26 protein-coding genes are annotated in these 21,020 nt (G+C 73.3%); 12 read left to right on the forward strand and 14 right to left on the reverse strand.

All coding sequences use genetic code 11. From position 1 onward, the window contains the following. Window positions 1-145 precede the first annotated feature (145 nt). On the reverse strand, window positions 146-442 hold the full coding sequence (locus G514_RS24435) for a hypothetical protein (protein WP_157544563.1): 297 nt from the start codon (window positions 440-442) through the stop codon (window positions 146-148). Window positions 443-473: 31 nt separating this feature from the next. Beyond that, a complete protein-coding gene (locus G514_RS24440) occupies window positions 474-1,184 on the reverse strand; it encodes a tetratricopeptide repeat protein (protein WP_051246519.1) in 711 nt (236 codons plus the stop codon). A gap of 66 nt (window positions 1,185-1,250) precedes the next feature. Here G514_RS24440 and G514_RS0102450 point away from each other — a divergent pair, with 66 nt between their 5' ends. Both G514_RS0102450 and G514_RS0102455 read left to right on the forward strand, forming a co-directional pair. Continuing rightward, window positions 1,251-1,745 carry a SigE family RNA polymerase sigma factor gene (locus G514_RS0102450; protein WP_028650468.1) on the forward strand — a complete coding sequence of 165 codons (495 nt, stop codon included), beginning with the start codon at window positions 1,251-1,253 and terminating at the stop codon, window positions 1,743-1,745. After that, window positions 1,742-2,749: a hypothetical protein gene (locus G514_RS0102455; RefSeq protein WP_028650469.1), complete on the forward strand. Its 1,008-nt coding sequence runs from the start codon at window positions 1,742-1,744 to the stop codon at window positions 2,747-2,749. The genes G514_RS0102450 and G514_RS0102455 overlap by 4 nt, the downstream gene beginning before the upstream one ends. A gap of 8 nt (window positions 2,750-2,757) precedes the next feature. On the opposite strand, the gene G514_RS0102460 is transcribed toward G514_RS0102455, so the two are convergent. From G514_RS0102460 to G514_RS0102475, 4 genes are read right to left on the reverse strand one after another with little or no spacing between them, the layout of a single operon-like run. Then, window positions 2,758-3,192: a VOC family protein gene (locus tag G514_RS0102460; protein ID WP_028650470.1), complete on the reverse strand. Its 435-nt coding sequence runs from the start codon at window positions 3,190-3,192 to the stop codon at window positions 2,758-2,760. A 9-nt stretch (window positions 3,193-3,201) separates the two neighbouring features. Then, window positions 3,202-3,648 carry a helix-turn-helix domain-containing protein gene (locus tag G514_RS0102465; RefSeq protein WP_028650471.1) on the reverse strand — a complete coding sequence of 149 codons (447 nt, stop codon included), beginning with the start codon at window positions 3,646-3,648 and terminating at the stop codon, window positions 3,202-3,204. Next, entirely contained in the window at window positions 3,645-4,451 is an 807-nt protein-coding gene (locus G514_RS24445; RefSeq protein ID WP_036563199.1) for an RDD family protein, read from the reverse strand. Before G514_RS24445 ends, G514_RS0102465 begins: the two co-directional genes overlap by 4 nt. Next, complete coding sequence (locus G514_RS0102475; RefSeq protein ID WP_028650472.1) at window positions 4,448-5,278, reverse strand: alpha/beta fold hydrolase; 831 nt, start codon at window positions 5,276-5,278, stop codon at window positions 4,448-4,450. Before G514_RS0102475 ends, G514_RS24445 begins: the two co-directional genes overlap by 4 nt. 22 nt (window positions 5,279-5,300) lie before the next feature. Between G514_RS0102475 and G514_RS24450 the strand changes: the two genes are divergently transcribed. Together G514_RS24450 and G514_RS0102485 are read left to right on the forward strand one after the other, a co-directional pair. Next, window positions 5,301-6,296, forward strand: a complete 996-nt coding sequence (locus G514_RS24450; protein ID WP_036563200.1) for a stage II sporulation protein M — start codon at window positions 5,301-5,303, stop codon at window positions 6,294-6,296. Between the two features lie 72 nt (window positions 6,297-6,368). Continuing rightward, window positions 6,369-8,441: a hypothetical protein gene (locus G514_RS0102485; RefSeq protein ID WP_028650473.1), complete on the forward strand. Its 2,073-nt coding sequence runs from the start codon at window positions 6,369-6,371 to the stop codon at window positions 8,439-8,441. 1 nt (window position 8,442) lies between these two features. On the opposite strand, the gene G514_RS24455 is transcribed toward G514_RS0102485, so the two are convergent. The 8 genes from G514_RS24455 to G514_RS0102525 form a co-directional block, all read right to left on the reverse strand. Next, window positions 8,443-8,856, reverse strand: coding sequence for a hypothetical protein (locus G514_RS24455; protein ID WP_051246524.1), 414 nt, complete (start codon window positions 8,854-8,856; stop codon window positions 8,443-8,445). An 11-nt stretch (window positions 8,857-8,867) separates the two neighbouring features. Next, window positions 8,868-10,160 (reverse strand): DUF58 domain-containing protein, encoded by a 1,293-nt coding sequence (locus G514_RS0102495; RefSeq protein ID WP_028650474.1) that lies wholly within the window; start codon window positions 10,158-10,160, stop codon window positions 8,868-8,870. Between the two features lie 7 nt (window positions 10,161-10,167). Further along, on the reverse strand, window positions 10,168-11,151 hold the full coding sequence (locus G514_RS0102500) for an AAA family ATPase (protein ID WP_036563201.1): 984 nt from the start codon (window positions 11,149-11,151) through the stop codon (window positions 10,168-10,170). After that, window positions 11,148-12,311 carry a DUF4350 domain-containing protein gene (locus tag G514_RS24460; RefSeq protein ID WP_051246527.1) on the reverse strand — a complete coding sequence of 388 codons (1,164 nt, stop codon included), beginning with the start codon at window positions 12,309-12,311 and terminating at the stop codon, window positions 11,148-11,150. Before G514_RS24460 ends, G514_RS0102500 begins: the two co-directional genes overlap by 4 nt. Further along, window positions 12,308-12,937, reverse strand: coding sequence for a DUF4129 domain-containing protein (locus tag G514_RS28885; protein WP_051246530.1), 630 nt, complete (start codon window positions 12,935-12,937; stop codon window positions 12,308-12,310). Before G514_RS28885 ends, G514_RS24460 begins: the two co-directional genes overlap by 4 nt. Beyond that, entirely contained in the window at window positions 12,934-14,052 is a 1,119-nt protein-coding gene (locus G514_RS31260; RefSeq protein ID WP_036563202.1) for a glycerophosphoryl diester phosphodiesterase membrane domain-containing protein, read from the reverse strand. Before G514_RS31260 ends, G514_RS28885 begins: the two co-directional genes overlap by 4 nt. Before the next feature lie 636 nt (window positions 14,053-14,688). Continuing rightward, window positions 14,689-15,201 (reverse strand): carboxymuconolactone decarboxylase family protein, encoded by a 513-nt coding sequence (locus tag G514_RS0102520; RefSeq protein WP_245582075.1) that lies wholly within the window; start codon window positions 15,199-15,201, stop codon window positions 14,689-14,691. A gap of 46 nt (window positions 15,202-15,247) precedes the next feature. Beyond that, the gene (locus G514_RS0102525) at window positions 15,248-15,901 is read right to left on the reverse strand and encodes a hypothetical protein (RefSeq protein ID WP_028650478.1); all 654 of its coding nucleotides are present in this window, start codon (window positions 15,899-15,901) and stop codon (window positions 15,248-15,250) included. A gap of 373 nt (window positions 15,902-16,274) precedes the next feature. Here G514_RS0102525 and rpsJ point away from each other — a divergent pair, with 373 nt between their 5' ends. From rpsJ to rpsC, 8 genes are all read left to right on the forward strand, one after another. Beyond that, window positions 16,275-16,583: a 30S ribosomal protein S10 gene (gene rpsJ / locus G514_RS0102530; protein WP_028650479.1), complete on the forward strand. Its 309-nt coding sequence runs from the start codon at window positions 16,275-16,277 to the stop codon at window positions 16,581-16,583. 11 nt (window positions 16,584-16,594) lie between these two features. Then, on the forward strand, window positions 16,595-17,257 hold the full coding sequence (rplC, locus tag G514_RS0102535; protein ID WP_028650480.1) for a 50S ribosomal protein L3: 663 nt from the start codon (window positions 16,595-16,597) through the stop codon (window positions 17,255-17,257). 2 nt (window positions 17,258-17,259) lie between these two features. Next, the gene (gene rplD, locus G514_RS24470; RefSeq protein ID WP_084151711.1) at window positions 17,260-18,102 is read left to right on the forward strand and encodes a 50S ribosomal protein L4; all 843 of its coding nucleotides are present in this window, start codon (window positions 17,260-17,262) and stop codon (window positions 18,100-18,102) included. After that, window positions 18,099-18,404 carry a 50S ribosomal protein L23 gene (gene rplW / locus G514_RS0102545; protein WP_028650481.1) on the forward strand — a complete coding sequence of 102 codons (306 nt, stop codon included), beginning with the start codon at window positions 18,099-18,101 and terminating at the stop codon, window positions 18,402-18,404. The genes rplD and rplW overlap by 4 nt, the downstream gene beginning before the upstream one ends. A 73-nt stretch (window positions 18,405-18,477) precedes the next feature. Continuing rightward, window positions 18,478-19,314, forward strand: coding sequence for a 50S ribosomal protein L2 (gene rplB / locus G514_RS0102550; RefSeq protein ID WP_028650482.1), 837 nt, complete (start codon window positions 18,478-18,480; stop codon window positions 19,312-19,314). Window positions 19,315-19,319: 5 nt separating this feature from the next. Next, window positions 19,320-19,601, forward strand: a complete 282-nt coding sequence (gene rpsS / locus G514_RS0102555; protein ID WP_028650483.1) for a 30S ribosomal protein S19 — start codon at window positions 19,320-19,322, stop codon at window positions 19,599-19,601. Next, the gene (gene rplV / locus G514_RS0102560) at window positions 19,598-20,170 is read left to right on the forward strand and encodes a 50S ribosomal protein L22 (protein WP_051246533.1); all 573 of its coding nucleotides are present in this window, start codon (window positions 19,598-19,600) and stop codon (window positions 20,168-20,170) included. Before rpsS ends, rplV begins: the two co-directional genes overlap by 4 nt. Continuing rightward, complete coding sequence (gene rpsC / locus G514_RS0102565; protein WP_028650485.1) at window positions 20,170-21,018, forward strand: 30S ribosomal protein S3; 849 nt, start codon at window positions 20,170-20,172, stop codon at window positions 21,016-21,018. Before rplV ends, rpsC begins: the two co-directional genes overlap by 1 nt. Window positions 21,019-21,020: the final 2 nt, after the last annotated feature.

Raw genomic sequence — 21,020 nt, forward strand, 5'->3', positions numbered from 1 at the left:
ACTGTGATGACCTCGATGCCAGCGCGCCACCGAGTGGCGAGCCCCGGGAGCACGGACCGGGGGGCTACTGCATCTGTGCGACTCGGGAGCCGCGCGCTCCTCTCATTCGAACACACATTCGAATGAGAGTCAAGAGTTGTCGTGATCAGGCCGCGTGCGGCAGGCGCACGCCGCAGTCGACCAGGCGGTCCTCCACCCGCTCGCGCTCGTGGTCGAGCTCGGGCCCGGCGTCCAGCACGCCGAGCAGGTGGGCCAGCCCGAGCGCGGCGCAGCACTCGGCGAGCTTGTGGTCGTAGGCGCAGCGAACGGCCTCCGCCTTGGCGAACGACGTGCGCGAGTCGAGCGCGTGGAAGCGACCGCCGAGCCGACGCAGGTCGGCGGCGATCGCCTCGATCGGCCGGCCCTCGGGCGCGAGCACCGGTCGGCGACGGAACCTCGCCATCACCCGACGGTACGACCAGGACGGTCGCGCGTCACCCCTGTAACAGCGCGAGCTCCTCGTCGACGTACGGGTCCTCCTCGCCGGCGGCGTCGAGCTCGGCCTTGAGGGCGCTCTGGACAACGCGTGCCTCGTCGGTGCGGCCGAGGTTGCGCAGCGCCCAGCCGACCATCCACCGCGCCACGCGGGTGCGGCCGGCGTCGCCGATGCGCTCACGGGCGGCCAGGGCCTCCTCGAACGCCGCCAGCGCCGCCGCCCAGTCACCGGCGTCGGCGTGGACCATCCCGAGGTTGTTGAGCAGCGAGGCGTCCCAGTCGCGGGCAGCCTGGTCGGAGGAGCCGCGGGCGACGGCCAGCGCCTCCTCGTGCAGGCGCTGCTGGTCCTCGGGCGGCGCGACCAGCGCCACCATGTGCAGGGCGTCGACGTGCAGCGCGTCGAGCCCGCTCTCCCGCGCAGCGAGCGCGGCGGACTCGAGGTGCGGCCTGGCGGCGTCCGGGTCGCCGGCCGAGCGCAGCAGCCGGCCGCGCTCGAGCGAGGCCCGGACCGCCACCTCGTCGTGGGTCACCGCGAGCCCGTCGAGGACGGCGTGCCCCTCGTCGTACCGCTCCTGCAGGCCGAGCGCTCGCGCCACCTGGGTCAGCAGCACCAGCCGGTCGGGTCCCTCGGCGGTCTCGGCAGCCGTGCGGAAGCGCAGCTCGGAGCCGGCCGGGTCGTCGAAGTCCCACAGCGCGCTGACGTCGGTCATGGCGCCATGCTGCCGGACCGTGCGCGGGTTTCAACCTTTCGGGTCCCTGGGGTGTCATTGACTGTCGTGACCGGGACCGAGCTGGGCTTCAGCGAGTTCATGGCCGCACGGTGGGCGCCGCTCTTCCGCACGGCCTACCTGCTGACCGGCGACCAGCACGAGGCCGAGGAGCTCCTGCAGTCGGCGCTGGCCAAGACCTGCGTGAAGTGGGCGTCGATCCGGGAGAAGGCCGCTGCCGACGCCTACGTACGCCGCACGATGGTCCACCAGCTCGCCGGCCGGTGGCGCAGGCCGATCCGTGAGGTCGCGACGGACGAGCTGCCCGACCGCGGCCATGCCGGGGGTCTGGACGTGCGGGCCGACCACCTCGCCCTGTGGGAGGAGATCCGCCGGCTCCCGCCACGCATGCGCGCCACCCTCGTGCTGCGCTACCTCGAGGACCTCACCGAGGAGGCCACCGCGCGCGAGCTCGGGGTCTCGGTCGGCTCGGTCAAGAGCCAGACCCACCACGCCCTCAAGCGGCTCCGCGCCGCCCTGCCCGACCTGGAGCTCCAGCCATGACCCTCACCGAGCTGCGCGAGACCCTGTCCGCCGTCTCCGACGCCGTGCCGGTGCCGGCCCCGGACGCCGTCGCCTTCCAGCGCCACGTGGCCCGCGTCCGGCGCAGGCGCGCGGCGGCCTGCGTGATCGGCGCCGCTGCCGCGGTCGCGGCGGTCCTCGGAGGCGCCGTCGCCCTGCAGCCTGGCGACCGTGCCGACGACCCGGTCGTGCCCTCCCACCGCACCGACCGCAACGACGGGCGCGCGTCCCGCTACCCGGTCGTCGTGGCCGGGCGGCTCGCGTGGGTGAGCGACGACGGGAAGATCGAGGACACGGGGCTGCCGATGGCCCACCTGGTCGGCCCCACGCCCGCCGGCCTGGTCGCGTTCCGCGCGAACGGCGACCTCGTGCGGGTCGAGGGCGGCTCGGTGCGCCGACTGGTCGACGTGCCGGTGCGCACGGCGTACCTCCAGGGCGGCGACCAGGTCGTCTACGAGGACTACGACGGCCACATCCGGTGGACCGGCCGCGAGATCACCCAGGTCGAGGGCGCCCGCCTGATGGCGGCCGGCCCGTCGCGCTACGTCGTCGCCGGCGAGCGCGGCGTCGTGGCCCACGACCTCGACGGAGCGCACCGCCTCGACCTCGACGACCGGACGGCGGTGGTCCGGGGGATCGACGTCGGTGGCGACCGGATCGCGGTGCGCACCGAGAGCAGGCTCACGATCTTCGACGCCGACGGCCTGCACAGCGGGAGCATCCCCACCTCGCTGCCGGGACAGCTCGCCCCGGACGGCTCCATCTACGCGCAACCGACCGCCGACCGCCGGGGTGTCGAGCTCCTCGACCCGGTCAGCCTCGCCGCGACGCCGGTGGCGGGGCCGGCCGGCCAGGTGACCGACCTGCGCTGGTGGGGCGCCGACCTGCTCGTCGTCGTCGACGGGCGCAGCCTGTGGCGCTGCGCCGGCGGGTCCGACTGCTCGGTCCTCGTCAGCGATGCGCCCGCCCCGGTGCGGCTGGACTGAGCGGGCGCCTAGGCGTGCGGGAAGTCCCCGGCGGTGTAGTCACGCTGCTCCACGAGCACCATCCAGTTGCCGGAGTTGTCGCGGCAGACCGCCTCGACGCCGTAGGGCCGGTCGGACGGCTCCTGGAGGAACTCCACGCCCTTGGCCCTGAGCTCCTCGTGGGTCCGGTGGCAGTCGTCGACGGCCAAGCCCAGCCCGTGCATGCCGCCCTCGTCGAGCGCCCGCTCGATCGAGGCGACCATCTCGGGGGAGTGCGGCGGCCCGGGCAGCGTGAGGTGGACCTGCAGCTCGGGCTGGCTGGGGTGGCTGACCGTGCACCAGCGGTAGCCGTCGCCGAGGGTGATGTCGGTGTGCTCCACGAAGCCGAGGACGTCGACGTAGAAGGCCTTCGAGGCGTCGACGTCCTTCACGAAGACCGAGGTGAGCGAGATGTTGGTGATCATGCGGCGACGCTAGGACGCCGCCTGGTCCGGTGCCTTCTCCTGGCTTGCGGACCTCTCGGCCAGCCCCCACATGAAGACGAAGCAGCCGGGGATCCGTGGTGCGCCGTCGGCGGCGTAGCGCCGCTGGAACGCGCTCGGCGGCTCGCCGACCAGCTGCCGGAACCTGCTGCTGAACGAGCCCAGGCTCGAGAAGCCGACCGCGTGGCAGACCTCGGTCACCGTCAGGTTGGTCGCCCGCAGGAGGTCCTGGGCCCGCTCCACCCGGCGCTCGGTCAGGTGGGTCGCGGGGGAGCGGCCGTACGTCGCGGTGAACAGCCGCTGGAAGTGGTACTTGCTCATCCCCGCGACCGCGGCGAGCGTCTCGAGGTCGAGCGGCTCGGCGTAGTGCTGGTCCGCGTGGTCGCGGGCCCGGCGCAGGTGGACGAAGACGTCGCCCGGCACCCGGACCTCGCTCATCGGCGCGCGGTCAGCCGCCGGCGGAGCTCGGCCTCGCGGTGCAGGCGGGCCTGGTCACGCTCGCGGCGCGAGGCGATCACGGCGGCGAGGTAGGCCTCGGGCGGCGTGCCTGGGGGAGGCGGCGGGGCGACGTGCTCGCTGACCTGGTCGGCGAGACGGGTGCCGACCGAGGCCCGCGACTGCGGGTCGAGGGTGGGCAGCCGGCCGAGGAACTGGCGCACCGCCAGGGCCAGCCCGGTGGGGAGGCTCGTGATGTCGGCCGAGCGGGCCCACGCCGCCAGCGGCGGAGGCATCAGGGTCGGCGGGGCGAGCCGGAGCCGGACCCGGTCGCGGACGACGTAGGTGCCGGCGGCGTAGTCGCCGAGCCGCTTGCCGCGCGAGCTCATCAGGGCCGAGAAGAACGCCGGCACGCCGGTGAAGGCGAAGATCTCCATGAAGCCCACCAGGGCGCGCACGAACGCGTGCTGGAACGTGATCGGCCCCGCGTCGTCGCGGACCGTGCGCAGGCCGCACACCAGCTTGCCGAGCGACTTGCCGCGTGTGAGCGTCTCGAGCGTCGCCGGGAGGAGCAGGAAGACCACGATCATCGTCGCCACGAACGACGCCCAGATCAGCGCGCCGTCGGCCTGCAGCGCGGCCACGACGAACACGAAGATCGCCGCGACGAACGCGATCATCGTGATGACGACGTCGATGAGGCCCGACACGATCCGCGAGCCGAGGCTCGCCGCGGGCAGGTCGAGCGCGACGGCCTCACCGGTGACCAGGTCGTCGGTGGTGAGGGTCGCGAACTCGTGCGTCATGGTGTCGGCATCGTAGACAGCGCGGCGAGGATCGCCGGCCAGTTCTGGATCAGGGTGGCCAGGTGGGTGGTCGGCGTGACCGTGAGCTCGGCGCCGGCGATCCGGTCCGCCCACCACCGCCCGGTCTCGGGAGGGTTGCGGTCGTCGTGCGCGCCGTACCAGAGGCGGGTGGGGCACCGGACGTCGGAGAGCGCGAAGCCCCAGTCGGAGAGGAGCAGCGCGGCGTCTCGGAGGTAGCCGTCGTGGCAGGCCAGCGCCTCCCGGGCGGAGGCGGCGACCTCGGCGGTCGAGCACGACGCGCGCAGGAGCGCGGCGTCCTCCGGCGGCAGCGCGCCCAGCCACCGGTCGGCCAGGGCCGCGTCGTCCGGGTCCGCCACGTGCACCCCTGCGGCCCACTCCTCGAGCTCGGGGCGCGCCCGCTCCATCCCGGCCACCACCGGGCCCGTCGTGGTGCGGGTCTCTCGGGGAGCCGCGACGACCGCCAGCGCGGTGACGCGGCCGGGATGGCGGGCGGCGAGGGCGGCGGCGTACGCACCGCCGACCGACATGCCGACCACGGCGACCCGGTCGATGCCGAGCAGGTCGAGCACCGCGGCCGCGTCGTCGGCGACCGACGGCATCGTCGAGTCGGACGGGGTGGACGTCCCGTAGCCCGGGCGGTTGAGGCCGACGAGCCGCACCCCGGCGGCGGTCGCGGCGCTCGCGCCGGTCCGGGCGACCCAGCGCGTGTCCGGCGTCCCGTGGCAGACCAGCACGGTGCGCTCCGAGGCGGCGCCGCCGGCCCACAGCTGGACGGTGCGGCCACCGGGAAGTGCGATCTCCTCCATCGAACCAACCTAGAGTGCACGCGTGGACCTCGACGCGTACGTGCTCGCGCACGCGCACGAGTGGCAGCGGCTCGAGCAGCTGGTCCACCGCGGCCGGCTGCAGGGTGCCGAGAGCGACGAGCTGGTCGACCTCTACGCCCAGGTCGCCACCCACCTCTCGGTCGTGCGCACGTCCGCGCCGGACCCGTCGCTGGTCGCGCACCTGTCGAGCCTGCTGGCGAAGGCCCGCAACAAGGCCGTCGGCACGCGGGTGAGCTCGTGGCGGGGGTTCGCGTCGTTCTTCACCGAGCGGTTCCCGGCCGCGCTCTACCGCCTGCGCTGGTGGTGGCTCGGCACGCTGGCCGGCAACGTCGTCGTCACCGCGGTGATGATGCTGTGGCTGCTCGACCACCCGAACGTCGAGCAGACCCTCCTCTCGCCCGACGAGGTCGACCAGCTCGTCAACCACGACTTCGAGGACTACTACTCGACGTACGCCGCGAGCCACTTCGCGCTGCAGGTCTGGATCAACAACGCGTGGGTCTCGGCGCTCTGCATCGCCTTCGGGATCCTCGGCCTGCCGGTGATCTGGCTGCTGTTCGGCAACATCGAGAACCTCGCCGTGATCGGCTCGATCATGCACCGACACGGGCACGGCCAGCAGTTCTGGGGGCTGATCCTCCCGCACGGGCTGCTCGAGCTCACCGCGGTCTTCGTCGCCGGCGGCATCGGCCTGCGGCTCTTCTGGTCGTGGATCGAGCCCGGCGAGCTGACGCGCACCCAGTCGATCGCCCGGGAGGGCCGGACCGCGGGCACGGTCACCCTCGGGCTCGCGTGCGTGCTGATGGTGAGCGGCGTCATCGAGGCGTTCGTGACCCCGTCCGGGCTGCCGACCTGGGCGCGGGTCGGGATCGGGATCACCGCTGAGCTGGCCTTCTTCGCCTACGTCTTCGTGGTCGGCCGACAGGCGCACCTGCGGGGCGCCACCGGCGACATCGACGCGCGCTACCTCGAGGACCGGGTGGCGACCGCCTCCTAGGCCATGGCCCAGCCGCGACCCAGGTTCGCCGAATCGGCCTCGCCGCAGCGCAAAAGCAACGATCATTCTTCCGTGACGATGTCGACCACGGTCGACGTGTCCGACTCGCTGGACGAGGCACGGACCCGGCTGCTGAAGACAGCCCGGGCCCTCAACGGGGCGTGGGCCGCTGCCTTCTGCTCGATGGTCCTCCTCACCGTCGCGAGCGTGGTGCTCCTGCTGGTCGCCGTGACCATGCGACCGGTCTACGTCGTCATCTGGTCGGTGCTGCTGGCCGCGACGGGCTACAACGTCACCCGCTTCTGGCCGCGCCGGCGCGCGCGCCCGGGCCACCGGCTGGCGGCGCACGAGGCCGCCGCGCTGCGGGCCGCGGTCGACCCCGACGGCCGGCTGGCCTGGCCCGACGTCGTGCGCCTGGTCCCGCGGGCCGAGCTCGAGCTCGGTGAGGGCGAGCTGGTGCTCGGGATGCCCCTGCTCGCGTGCCTCGACCCGGAGGAACTGCGCCAGCTGCTGGTGACGGCGGCGCTGCAGACCTCCGTCGAGGACGAGCGAGCCGTCCGGTGGGCGCTGCGCGTCGCGCACGGCGACATCGGCCGGCCGCTGGTCGGCCGGCGGCCACGCCTGACCTGGCCCACGATGCGACTCACCGAGGAGCTCCGGGCGCGCGCGGCGCAGCTCGACGCGGACCTAGGCAACTGGGCCGGCGCGTGCGAGCGGGCCACCCTCGCCGCCTCCCGTCCCGGCGCCGACGTGCTCGCCACCCGCGACCAGCTCGCCGAGGCCTGGGCGCTGGTGCGCAGCGAGTGGCTCGAGCCGGCGTTCGCCCGCGGACGCCGGCACGTCGCGCCGTTCACCGGGCTGCGGCAGTTCGTCGAGGGCGCCGACGCCGCCGGCTGGCTGAAGAGCCCGCGGCCGTGGTGGCCGACCACCGGACCCGTCGCGGAGATCGTCGCGGCGCACGAGGAGGCGGTGGCCCTCGCGCTCGACGAGCGGGGCACCCGGCTGAAGCCGATCACCTGGGAGCAGCACCCGCTCGAGGTCACGGTGCCGCACTGGCGCGCGCTGGTCACCGAGGTGCTCGACGCCGCGCGCCGCACGACCTACGACCCTGCGGTCACCCTCGAGTCGGTGCTGCTGCTCATGGAGTCGGGCGAGGGCCGGGCGCTCGCCGACACCACGGCGGCCGACCGGGGACTCACCTGGGGCGAGACGGCGGCGTACGGCGAGTGGTCGGAGCGGTTCGTCTCCCGCACCCTCACCGCGGCCATCGGGATCGCGTCGGTCGACTCGGAGCAGTTCCGGCCGCGCTGGTCGTGGCCCGAGGGCACCCGGCTGGAGGGGCACGACGGGTGGCTGCTGCCGCTGGACTCGATCGTCGCGGAGGTGCTCGGCATGGTGCGCGACGGCGTGGGCCTCGACAAGGCCTACGCCGAGCTGCGCGAGGCGCTCGACGAGCTCGAGATCGACCAGCACGAACCGCTCTGGCTCGACCACGACACCAGCGTCCAGCCCGAGCGGCCCGTCGGGTCCTTCGCGGCCCGGCAGGGGCTCGGCGCCCGCGCCGTGGTCGTCACCGACCGGGCGCTCCACGTGTTCCGTGACGCGCAGCCCTCGCGCGCGCTCGACCCGCACCGACCCGCTGCGCCGCGCGACGCCTCCGTCGAGCTGCGCCGGCGGATGCTCACGGTCTGGCAGGGCGACACTACCGACCAGGTGCTCACCCTCGCTGCCGACGACGTGCGCCGGGCGCGCCTCGGCCCGGCGATCGGCGGCCTGTGGTGGCGGCTCACGCTCAGCTGCGCCGACGGCACCGTGGTGCTGCGCGGCCGGGGCGACGGGCTCGAGGAGGAGGCCGAGGTCAAGGAGTGGCTCGGTGAGCGGGTCGAGACGGTGTGGATGCACTCGCACCCGACGGTGCGCACTCTGCGCAACGCGGTCGGGCTCGGTGGCATGACGCTGGGGACGCTGGGCCTGCTGTGGGGCGTGCTGCTCACGATCGTCCGGCCCGGGGGCATGCCCGCCGCGCTGCCCGCCGTGCTCGCGCTGGGCGGCTTCGCGGCGATGCTCGTCGCCCTCGCACCCGACGGGATGCTGCAGCTCAAGCGCCGTGTCGGCCGCGCTCGCGTGCAGCCGCTCGCCGACTGAGTCAGCGCACGAGAGCCACGATCGCCACGGCGACGGCGGTGATGGCGAGCAGGGTGCGGGCCTTGTCGACGCCCAGCAGCCGGGCCAGGGCCGCCTCGTCGCGGCGCACGAGCCGCCGGTGCAGCGGCGCGGCCAGCACCAGGGTCGTGACCATCGACAGCGCGGCCAGCCCCACGGCGACCACCGCCAGCGCCGACCAGTCCGTGACCAGCCACCAGGCACCGGTCGCCACGAGCGCGAGGTACGCCGCCGCGACCAAGGGCCGGATGGCGGCCACGTGGCGGTCGTGCGCCTGCCGCCAGTGCGCGGCCCGCACGTGGGAGAGGGTCGGGTACACCACCAGCGTCACCGTCGCCTGGAAGCCCGCGTGGGCCGCGGCCGAGGCGAGGAACGCGGTCGCCGCCACGTCGCTCATGACGACGGACCTTAGAGCAATCCGTTGGCCTTGAGCGTGAGGTAGTGGTCGGCCAGCGCCGGCGGCAGCCGCTCGGCGTCGGCGTCGACCACGTCGAGACCGACCGCCCGCAGCAGCTCGGCGGTGCGCCGGCGCCGCACCATCGCCTGCTCGGCCGCCGCGGCGTCGTAGACCTCGTCGATGGTCCCCCTGGTCGCCGCCAGGCGCTCCAGCTCGGGGTCGCGCACCGAGGCCAGCACCACGCGGTGGTGCCGGGTGAGCGACGGGAGCACCGGCAGCAGGCCCTCCTCGACGGCGGACGGCTCCAGCGGCGTCAGCAGGACGACGAGCGCCCGCTGCCGGCCGAACTGCGTCACCGCCCCGGCCAGCGCCGACCAGTCCGCCTCGGCGATCACCGGCTCGAGGTCGGCCATCGTGTCCTGGAGGCTCGCCGCCACGTCGCGGGCGCCCCGGGAACGCAGCCGGGCCCGCACCCGGCGATCGCCCGCGACGAAGTCGATGCGGTCACCGGCGCGCGCCGCGAGGGCGGCGAGCAGGAGGGCGGCGTCCATCGCGGAGTCGAGCCGCGGCACGTCCTCGACCCGTCCGGCCGAGGTGCGGGACGTGTCGAGCACGAGCACCACCCGGCGGTCGCGCTCGGGCTGCCACGTGCGGACGACGACGTTGCGGTTGCGGGCGCTCGCCCGCCAGTCGATCGAGCGGACGTCGTCGCCGCGGACGTACTCGCGCAGCGAGTCGAACTCCGTGCCCTGGCCGCGGACCCGGACGGCCGCGCGGCCGTCGAGCTCGCGGAGCCGCGCCAGGCGGCTGGGCAGGTGCTTGCGGGACTCGAACGGCGGCAGGGACCGCACGGTGCCGGCGACGTCGAGGGTCTTCTGGCGCGCGCACAGGCCGAGCGGGCCGCGCAACCGCGCGGTCACGCCGACGGCGCGGAGGTCACCACGGCGGCGCGGGCGCAGCGGGGTGCGCAGCAGCACCCGGTCGCCGGGCGAGAGGGAGACGCGGTGCCGGTTGCCGGTCGCGCCGGCGGTGGGCTGCCACGCGTCGCGCACGACTCCGCGCAGGTGACGGCGACCGGCGTTCTCGAGGACGAGCACCGACTCGGTGTCGTAGCCCATCCGGACCGCCCCGATCGGGCGACGCTGGACGGCCAGGCTCCGCACCGTCGGTGCGAGCAGCAGGTCGGCCGCGACGAGCACCGCCACCACCAGCAGCCACAGCCGCACGGTGCTGGCCTCGGGCCGCAGCACGACCGGGAGCAGACCGAGGAGGAGGAGCAGCGGGACGCGACCGGTGATCACCATGGCGGCACTAGCGGGGGACCGGCACCGAGCTGAGCGCCGAGGCCAGCACCTCGGCCACGTCGACGCCCTCGAGCTCGGCCTCGGGGCGCAGCCCGAGCCGGTGCACGAGCGAGGCGTGCGCGAGTGCCTTGACGTCGTCGGGGGTGACGAAGTCGCGGCCGGTCAGCCACGCCCAGGCCCGCGCCGACCGGAGCAGCGCGGTCGCGCCGCGCGGGCTGACCCCGAGGCTCAGCGAGGGCGACTGGCGGGTGGCCCGGGCGATGTCGACGATGTAGCCGACCACCTCCTGGCTGACCTGGACGGTCTTGACCGCCGCCTGGCCGGCGGCGATGTCGGCCGGTCCTGCCACCGCGGTCACACCCGCGGCGCGCACGTCGCGCGGGTCGAAGCCGGCGGCGTGGCGGCGCAGGATCTCCAGCTCCTGGTCGCGCTCGGGGATCGGCAGCACGACCTTGAGGAGGAACCGGTCCAGCTGCGCCTCGGGCAGGGGATAGGTGCCTTCGTACTCGACGGGGTTCTGGGTGGCGGCCACGAGGAACGGCGCGGGCACCTTGCGGGACACGCCGTCGACCGAGACCTGGCCCTCCTCCATCGCCTCGAGCAGCGCCGACTGGGTCTTGGGCGGCGTCCGGTTGATCTCGTCGGCCAGCAGGAGGTTGGTGAACACCGGGCCCTCGCGGAACGTGAGCTCGCCGGCCTGCCGGCTGTCGATGACCATCGAGCCGGTGATGTCGCCGGGCATCAGGTCGGGGGTGAACTGCACCCGGCGGGTGTCGACGGTGAGCGCGCTCGCCAGGGTGCGCACGAGGAGCGTCTTGGCGGTGCCGGGGACACCCTCCATGAGCACGTGGCCGCCGCACAGCAGCGCGACGAGCAGGCCGGAGACGGCGGCGTCCTGCCCGACCACGGCCTTCCCGACCTCGGTGCGCACGGCGGCGAGCCGCTCGCGGGCGGCCCCCGAGCCGCCCTCGGGTGCAGGGGTGTCGATCATGCGCGGCGTACCTCTCTGTCGAGCTCGGCCAGCTCCCTGGCCAGGGTGATCAGGTCGCGGTCGGACGACGGTACGACGCCGGCCGGGCCGAGCACGGCCACGACGTCCGCCTCGGTGCGCCCGCTGCGCCGGGCCACCTCGCGGGCCAGCACGTCGGGCGGGGTGGTCGAGCCGAGCCGGAGCCGCTCGGCGAGGCGCGCGCGGGCGGCCCTGCGCAGCGCCTCCGCGGCGTGCTCGCGGTCGCCGGAGCGTCGGTAGAGCCGCCCGAGGCTCCGGGTCGTCTCCACGGCGCGGACGACCACGGGCAGCGGCTCGGTGGCCAGCGCCCCGAGCCGCCGGCCGCGCCAGAGGATCACGGTGACCATGACGACGGCGAGCAGCGCCAGGCCCGGGCGGACCCAGCGGGGGAGCAGGCTCTGGAGGCTCACCCCGTCGTCGCCGGTGAGGTCGTCGAGGCTCGGGACGTACCAGACCAGCCGCTCGTCCTGGCCGAGGAGCCGCAGGGCCACGGCCGCGTTGTCGGCCCGCAGGACCTGCTCGTTGGTGAGCGCCTGGTCGGCGCCGAAGAGCAGCAGCCCGTCGTCCTGCTGGTCGACGACCGCGCCGCCCTTGCCGCCGTAGCACTCGCCGTCGGGGTAGGTGAGGGTCCAGTCGACCTCGAGGGAGAGGTCGTCGAAGCGCGGGTCGTCGCAGCGAGCGGCGCGCCCGTCGCCGAGCTGGATCGACGCTCCTCCGCCCGGTGCGCCCAGCGCGTCGGCCACGCCCGGCCCGGCGCCGACGACGACCACCGTGTGCGCCCCCGCGGTGTCGTCGCGCAGGCGCTCGATGGTGCTGGTGCCGAGGTACTCCGGCAGTACGACGACAACCGACGTGGCGGCGTCGACCCCGGCGTCCGCCAGGGCGTCGGCGTCGCGGACCACCTGCACGTCGACGCCCTCGTCGCCGAGGACCCGGGCCAGCGCGCGGGTGCCGGCCGGCCCGGGGTTGTCGGGGTCCATCGGCGTCGAGGTCTGGGTACCGGTGCCCAGCACGATCGCGACCGCGACCGCGGCGACCAGGGCGAGGCCGATCAGCACGGTGGAGCGGTGCCGCCGCAGCAGCCCCGGCTGCGCGGCCGGCGCGACCGGCCGGTCGGGGGTCGTGGCCGTGGTCGTGGTCACCGCCGGACCACCAGGTCGTCGTCGAGCGCCAGCACGGAGGCGGCCTGCTCGCGGGTGGCCGGCCGGTCGCCGTACAGCACCTCGTCGAAGAGCCGGGCGCTCCGGTGCACGCGGTCGGCGAACGCGACGTGCTCGCGGGCCAGCGCGTCGGCGACCTCGTGGGCGGTGGCGCCCGGGTTGTTGGCGAGCCGGCCCCGCTCGACCTGGCGGACCGCGACGGCGCGGAACGCGTCGACCACCGCCTCCTCGAACCGGCCGGCCTCGAGGGCCGCCTCGGCGCGGGCTCGGAGCTCGTCGGCGGTGACGGCCTCCTGGGTGAGGACGGCGCCGTCCTCGCCGGGCCCGCGGGCGGTGCGCCGCGCGCGCGAGACGAGCCAGGCCAGGACCAGCACCAGCCCGACGAAGACCAGCATCGCCATCAGCGTCGAGAGCGGCGGCGCGTCGGACGCCGCGCCCAGGCCGTTGCCGACCTTGCGGGCCAGCCAGCTCAGGACCCGCTGGAAGAGGTTCTGTTCGTGGTACTCGCTGTGCAGCAGCTCGCGCCGCAGCTTGGCGCGCGCCTCGGATCCGGAGGGGTCCAGCGGCGGGTCGGGCAGCCGGCCGACGAGGTGGGCGATCGTCGTCACGAGGCCGTGATCCCGGCCTGCTGCATCAGCTCGACGTCGTAGGCCTCCTTGCGCATCCGCTGGTCGAGGTACTGCAACGACGTCACCGCCGCGGTGAACGGCGTGACGAAGGCAGCCGCCACGACCTGGCTGAGCGCCTGGGTCACCACCAGCACGAGCAGCGCGTAGCGCGGGCCGACCGCCGCGCCGGCGACCTGCCCGATGATGCCGATCGGGAACCCGAGGAAGCTGCTCGCGACGTTCACCACCACAAGGGTCAGGAGTGCGATGCCGAACGTGCGCCAGAACTGCTTGCGGGTCAGCGCCCAGCCGCGGGCCATCGCGCCGAAGACGCCGACCGGCTCGAGCATCAGCGCGGGCACCGGCAGGTAGAGCACCCGCACCCAGAACCACACCATCAGGCAGATGAACGCCGGCACGCTGAACAGGCCCCAGAGCACCACGGGCAGCGCGCTGCCGTCGGCGGCCACCACGACCGCCACCCACAGCAGCGCGTAGACGCCGAGCAGCACGAGCGCCGCGACCCCCACCAGCAGCGAGAGACCGACGAGCCGCCAGCGCTTGCCCCGGGTCGCGGCCCAGGCCTCGCCCAGCGTGAGCCGGCGCCCGACCGCCGCGGCGGCGGCGACGTGGGCGATCAGCCCGGTCACCAGGATGCTGCCGAAGCCGACGAGCACCAGACCGATCCCGAGTGAGCCGAGCGAGCCGACCAGGCCGACGAGGTCGGCGTCGGACGCGGTGTCGGTCGCGTCGAGCGAGAGGTCGAGGCTGAAGCTCAGCAGCGCCGTCACGACCACCGGCACCAGCCAGGCGACCGTCGCGACCAGGACGGCCGACCCCACGGTGGCCTTGGGGTTGAACCTGATGATGCGGAACGCCGCGTCGTACATGTCGCCGAGGCCGAGCGGCCGCAGGGGCATGGCCCCGGGCTTGTGCGCCGCGCCCAGCATCCCCGGCGCCGGCGCCCAGGCACCCGGCTGGGCCGGCGGCGGGTACGCCGCGGGCGGGGGCGGGTACGCCGGCTGCGTGCCCAGGTAGGACGGCGCGGGCGGCGGGGGCGGCTGCCAGCCGGGCGGTGGCGGCGGCGAGGGCGCGCCAGTCCCCGGGTCCGACATGCGGCAATCCTGTCAGGTCCGAAGCGAGCCGTCTCGAAGCCGCCGAAGCGCCCGGACGGGCTTGACCTCGACGTCGTGAGCGCGATCACGGCGGGCTGAGTCCTCCGCCAGGTGGGCACCCGCTCGCCCACCGCTGATCGAGCTTGTCGAGATCACCGCAGCCAAGGCAACCGAGCGGAGTGGCTCCCAGCGCAGGCTGCGGAGGCTTCGAGGCTCAGGCGCAGCCGCCTTCGCACCTCAGCCACCGTAGGACAGCCACCGCAAGGAAGGCACCCGGTCGACCACCGCTGATCGAGCCTGTCGAGATCACCGCAGCAACGGCACCCGGTTGACCACCGCCGATCGAACGTGTCGAGATCACCGCAGCCAAGGCAACCGAGCGGAGCGGCTCCCAGCGCCGGCTGCAGGGCTTCGAGGCTCAGGCGCAGCACGCCTTCGCACCTCAGCCACCGTGGGAGAGCCACCGCAAGGAAGGCACCCGGTCGACCACCGCTGATCGAGCTTGTCGAGATCACCGCAGCCAAGGCAACCGAGCGGAGTAGCTCCCAGCGCAGGCTGCCTCCGCGAGCAAGGCACCCGCTGGACCACCGCTGATCGAGCTTGTCGAGATCACCGTAGGGAAGGCACCCGCGGGACTCAGGCGCCAGCGCGCCGGACGTAGTGGGACGGCAGCTCGCAGGCGGTGTCGAGGCCGAGCACCCGGTTGAGCCGGCCGAACGCGAGCCACGACCCGAGGCACATCGACAGCTCGACGATCTCGGCGTCGGAGTAGTGCTGCTTCATGCGCGACCAGAAGCCGTCGTCGAGGCCGTGGTGGTCGAGCGCGTAGCGCTCGGCGTACTCCGCTGCAAGCCGCGAGCGCACGTCGAGGTCATCGGTGGTCCGCCAGTCGGTGACCGCTCCGGGGAAGGAGTCCTCGACCTGCACACCGCCGCGCTCGGTGCGCCAGTCCTGGCAGAACAGGCAGCCGTTGATCTGCGCGATCCGCAGCCGGGCCGCCTCGAACTCGCGCAACCCGAGCGTCGTGTGGTCGTAGACAGCCTGGGAGAAGGCGGCCGCGGCGGGCCCGATGCCGGGCACCATGACGCCCCAGACGTGGATGATCGGGTCCTGGCCCTCGGGGACGTCGACGATCATGCGGTCCTCCACAGCCGGAAAGTAGAACGTGTTCTCGCTTCCGGCGATCGTAGGGCGGTCAGGAGGTCGCCGAGAAGGTCCCCGACGCGTCGATCCGGACGCCCTCGCCGCCCCCGGAGAGGCCGGTGCACGTGACGGTGCCCTCGATCCCGGTGGCGTCGAAGCGGGTGACGGCCACGACGCACTGGGTGTGCGAGGGGTCGATGAAGGTCTGGCCGGTGCCGGTCGCGATGCTCACGAACGCGTCGGGCGCGCACGCCTCGAGCCCCTCGATGTCGAGCGCCAGCACGTGGCCGGCCGGGTCGGAGAACGTCGCCTCGAGCTCGCCGTCGTCGGCCTCGTAGGCGTGGTCGGCGCCGGTGTCGAGCGAGAGCGGGTGGCTCCCGAGGCCGGGGCCGTCGGTGATGTCCAGGACGGCGGTGCCGGCGGTCAGGTCGAGGTCGGCGTCCGGAGGCGTGCACGCGAGCGCGGACGGGTCCTCACCGGAGGGCGCGGTGCTCCCGGAGTCCGAGGGCGGCTCGGAGGCGGGCTCCGAAGCCGATCCCGAGGCGGACTCCGAGGCGGTGGCGTCCGCGGACACCGAGGACGTCGCGCTCGTGCCGGGGAGGTCGTCGCCCCCATCGTCGCCGTCGCCCCCGCACCCGGCGACCAGCAGGGCGAGGAGGAGAAGGGCGAGGCTCGCGGGTACGGACGTAGGCTTCAGGTGGCGCATCGGGCTCCCCGTGTCGGTGGCATCGGCCTGATTTGGTCTCGGCCGCCGGTCTCTGACAAGATAGTCCGGTTGCTCTGGCGGGTTGCCGGGGTGCATCGCACTGCTTGACTCCTGAATCGCGTTTCCTGCGTGTTTGAGGTGGTGGCGTGCGTCCGCACCGAACCAGGAGACCCGATCAGCCCGGACGTTGCGCCGGGCGCCACACGACAAGCACCCGGATCCAGGTCCGTGGAGCACGAAAGCTGTGCGACACGCCCGACCGCGGGGGTCGGTCACGAAGGTGGCGGAGAGCGACGCAGCAGGACCCGCACGACCACCGAGCCAGACAAACAGAGCCCAGCGCGGCACGCAGACGTAAGGACGAGAGAGACCTATGGCGGGACAGAAGATCCGCATCAGGCTCAAGGCCTATGACCACGAGGTGATCGACACCTCGGCGCGCAAGATCGTGGACACCGTCACCCGTACGGGTGCTCGCGTCGCCGGCCCCGTGCCGCTGCCGACCGAGAAGAACGTCTACTGCGTCATCCGCTCGCCCCACAAGTACAAGGACTCGCGCGAGCACTTCGAGATGCGCACCCACAAGCGGCTCATCGACATCCTCGACCCCACTCCGAAGACCGTCGACTCGCTCATGCGTCTCGACCTCCCGGCGGGCGTCGACATCGAGATCAAGCTCTGAGGTTTCGAGACATGACCATCGAACGCAACGTGAAGGGCCTGCTGGGCACCAAGCTCGGCATGACCCAGCTCTGGGACGACAACAACCGCATCGTCCCGGTCACCGTGATCGCGGCCGGCACCAACGTCGTGACCCAGGTCCGCACCCCCGAGAAGGACGGCTACAACGCCATCCAGGTCGGGTTCGGCGAGATCGACGGCCGCAAGGTGACCAAGCCGAAGGCCGGCCACTTCCAGAGCGCCGGCACCACGCCGCGCCGCCACCTCGTCGAGATCCGCACCACCACCGCCGGTGAGTTCACCGTCGGCCAGGAGCTCCCGGTCGACACCTTCGCCGCGGGCGACGAGATCGACGTCACCGGCACCAGCAAGGGCAAGGGCTTCGCGGGTGGCATGAAGCGCCACGGCTTCTCCGGCGTCTCGTCCTCGCACGGTGCCCACCGCAACCACCGCAAGCCCGGCTCGATCGGCGCCTGCGCGACCCCCGGTCGCGTCTTCAAGGGCACCCGCATGGCCGGCCGGATGGGCTCCGACACCGTCACCACGCAGAACCTCACGGTGCACGCGGTCGACGCCGACAAGGGCCTGATCCTCGTCAAGGGCGCGATCCCCGGCCCCAAGGGCGGCCTCGTCGTCCTGCGGTCGGCCGCCAAGAAGAACGTTGGGGAGGCCTGAGCATGGCTACGAAGTCCAAGACCAGCAGCCCCGAGCTGCCCGCGGAGATCTTCGACGTGGCGGTCAACATCCCGCTGATCCACCAGGTCGTCGTGGCCCAGCAGGCCGCCGCGCGCCAGGGCACCCACGCCACCAAGACCCGCGGCGAGGTCCGCGGCGGTGGTCGCAAGCCCTACAAGCAGAAGGGCACCGGCCGTGCCCGCCAGGGCTCGACCCGCGCCCCGCAGTTCGCCGGCGGTGGCACGGTCCACGGCCCGCAGCCGCGCAGCTACGACCAGCGCACGCCCAAGAAGATGAAGGCCGCCGCCCTGCGCAGCGCCCTCTCCGACCGAGCCCGCGACGGCCGCATCCACGTCGTCGACGACTTCGGCCTGGGCGACGCGCCGTCGACCAAGACCGCGCTGGCCTCGCTCGCCGCGATCAGCGACCGTCGCCGCTTCCTCGTCGTGCTCGAGCGCACCGACGCCGTCACCTGGCTCTCGCTGCGCAACGCGCCCGAGGCCCACATCGTGGCCGTCGACCAGCTCAACACCTACGACGTGGTCGCCTCCGACGACGTGGTCTTCACCCGCGGCGCCTTCGACACCTTCGTCGGGGGCTCCTCCGGCGAGCGCACCACGGCCTCGGCGGACGCCGAGCCCGTCGTCGAGGAGAAGCCGGCCAAGAAGGCCGCTGCCAAGAAGACGGTCGAGGCCGACGACGCCACTGAGGCCGACACCACCGAGGCCGACACCGAGGCCACCGAGGTGGCCGAGGACAAGCCGGCGAAGAAGGCCGCGACCAAGAAGACCGCTGCCAAGAAGACGGCCGAGACCGACGACGCCGCTGAGGAGGAGTCCGAGTGAGCACCCTGCACAAGGACCACCGCGACATCCTGATCGCGCCGGTGGTGTCCGAGAAGAGCTACGGCCTCCTCGACGCCAACAAGTACACCTTCCTGGTGCGCCCCGACGCCAACAAGACCGAGATCAAGATCGCGGTCGAAAAGGTGTTCAACGTCAAGGTGACCGCGGTCAACACCCTCAACCGCCCGGGCAAGACCCGGCGGACCCGGCAGGGGCTGGGCAAGCGCAAGGACACCAAGCGCGCGATCGTCAGCCTCGCCGAGGGCCACCGCATCGACATCTTCGGGGGGCCGGTCTCATGACGACAGCACTCCTGATCGATGGCGGCGTAGGTCGCCCCGAAGACATCCAGAATGGTGGAGGACGGGTTTCCTGATGGCGATTCGCAAGTACAAGCCGACCACCCCGGGCCGTCGCGGCTCGTCGGTCGCCGACTTCGTCGAGATCACCCGGACCACGCCGGAGAAGTCCCTGACCAAGCCGCTGCCCAAGAAGGGCGGCCGCAACAACCAGGGTCGGATCACCACGCGGCACCAGGGCGGCGGGCACAAGCGCGCCTACCGCATCATCGACTTCCGGCGCTACGACAAGGACGGCATCCCGGCCAAGGTCGCTCACATCGAGTACGACCCCAACCGCACCGCCCGCATCGCGCTGCTGCACTACGTCGACGGCGAGAAGCGCTACATCATCGCGCCGAAGGACCTGCGCCAGGGCACGGTGGTGGAGTCGGGTGCCAACGCCGACATCAAGACCGGCAACAACCTGCCGCTGCGCAACATCCCCGTCGGCACCACGATCCACTGCATCGAGCTCCGGCCCGGTGGCGGTGCCAAGATCGCCCGCTCGGCCGGCAACAGCGCCCAGCTCGTGGCCCGCGAGGGCTCGCGCGCGACGCTGCGCATGCCGTCCGGCGAGATGCGGTTCGTCGACGTCCGCTGCCGCGCCACGGTCGGCGAGGTCGGCAACGCCGAGCAGTCGAACATCAACTGGGGCAAGGCCGGCCGGATGCGCTGGAAGGGCAAGCGCCCGACCGTCCGCGGTGTCGTCATGAACCCCGTCGACCACCCCCACGGCGGTGGTGAGGGCAAGACGTCCGGTGGTCGCCACCCGGTCTCGCCCTGGGGCAAGCCGGAGGGCCGCACGCGCCGTCGCAAGGCCTCCGACGCCCAGATCATCCGTCGCCGCAAGACCGGCAAGGGTAGGAAGTAGCTGACATGCCTCGCAGCCTGAAGAAGGGCCCCTTCGTCGACGGCCACCTCGAGAAGAAGGTGGACGCGGAGAACGACAAGGGCAGCCACAACGTCATCAAGACGTGGTCGCGCCGGTCGATGATCATCCCCGCGATGATCGGCCACACGATCGCCGTCCACGACGGCCGCAAGCACGTGCCGGTGTTCATCACCGACGCGATGGTCGGGCACAAGCTCGGCGAGTTCGCGCCCACGCGCACCTACCGCGGCCACGTCAAGGACGACCGGAAGGGGCGTCGTCGATGAGCACCACCGAGCGTCAGCGCACCAGCGCCCGCCGCGAGTCGCTGCTGGGCGACCAGCCCGGCGCCTTCGCGAGCGCCCGCTTCGTGCGGATCACGCCCCTCAAGGCGCGCCGGGTCGTCGACCTGGTCCGCGGCGTTCCCGTCGACCAGGCCCTCTCGATCCTCGAGTTCGCCCCGCAGGCGGCCGCCGAGACCGTGCACAAGGTGCTGCGCAGCGCCGTGGCCAACGCCGAGACGACCGAGGGCCTCGATACCCACGACCTCGTGGTGTCGGTCGCCCACGTCGACGAGGGCCCGACGATGAAGCGCTGGCGCCCGCGTGCCCAGGGCCGGGCCACCCGCATCAACAAGCGGACCAGCCACATCACCCTGGCCGTCCAGCCGGCGTCCGCGCTGGCACCTGCGGTGCCCGAGCCCAAGCCGGCGAAGAAGGCCGCGGCCAAGACCGCGGAGCCGGCGGCGAAGAAGTCCGCGGCGAAGAAGACGACCGCCAAGAAGACCACCGCCAAGAAGACCACCACGAAGGCGGCCCCCGAGAAGGCCGCCGAGACGACTGGAGAGGATGCCTGATGGGCCAGAAGATCAACCCGAACGGGTTCCGGCTCGGCATCTCCACCGACCACAAGTCCCGCTGGTACGCCGACAAGCTCTACAAGAGCTACGTCGGCGAGGACGTCGCGATCCGCAAGCTGCTGTCCAAGGGCATGGAGCGCGCCGGCATCGCCAAGGTCGAGATCGAGCGCACCCGCGACCGCGTGCGGGTCGACATCCACACCGCGCGTCCGGGCATCGTGATCGGTCGCCGCGGCACCGAGGCCGACCGCATCCGCGGCGAGCTCGAGAAGCTCACCGGCAAGCAGGTCCAGCTCAACATCCTCGAGGTCAAGAACCCCGAGATGGACGGCCAGCTGGTCGCCCAGGGCGTGGCCGAGCAGCTGTCGGGCCGCGTGCAGTTCCGCCGGGCGATGCGCAAGGCGATGCAGACCACGATGCGCTCGGGCGCCAAGGGCATCCGCATCCAGTGCTCGGGTCGCCTCAACGGCGCCGAGATGTCGCGCACCGAGTTCTACCGCGAGGGCCGCGTGCCCCTGCACACCCTGCGCGCCGACATCGACTACGGCTTCTACGAGGCCAAGACCACCTTCGGCAGGATCGGCGTGAAGGTCTGGATCTACAAGGGCGAGGTCGCCGGCACCCGTGCCGAGCGCCAGGCCCAGGCCGCGGCTCGCGCCGGCGTCCCGGGCCGTGGCGGCAACCGCCCGGCTCGCGGTGGCGCAGGTGACCGGCCCAGCCGGGGCACCCGCCCGACGCGGTCCGACCGCGACGGTGGCGGCGCTCCCGCCGCGTCCGAGGCTCCGGCCGGTGGCGACACCGCCCAGGCCACTACCGACTCGACCACGCCCGGAACGGAGGGCTGAGC

The sequence above is a fragment of the Nocardioides halotolerans DSM 19273 genome, from assembly GCF_000422805.1.
Lineage (GTDB): Bacteria > Actinomycetota > Actinomycetes > Propionibacteriales > Nocardioidaceae > Nocardioides > Nocardioides halotolerans.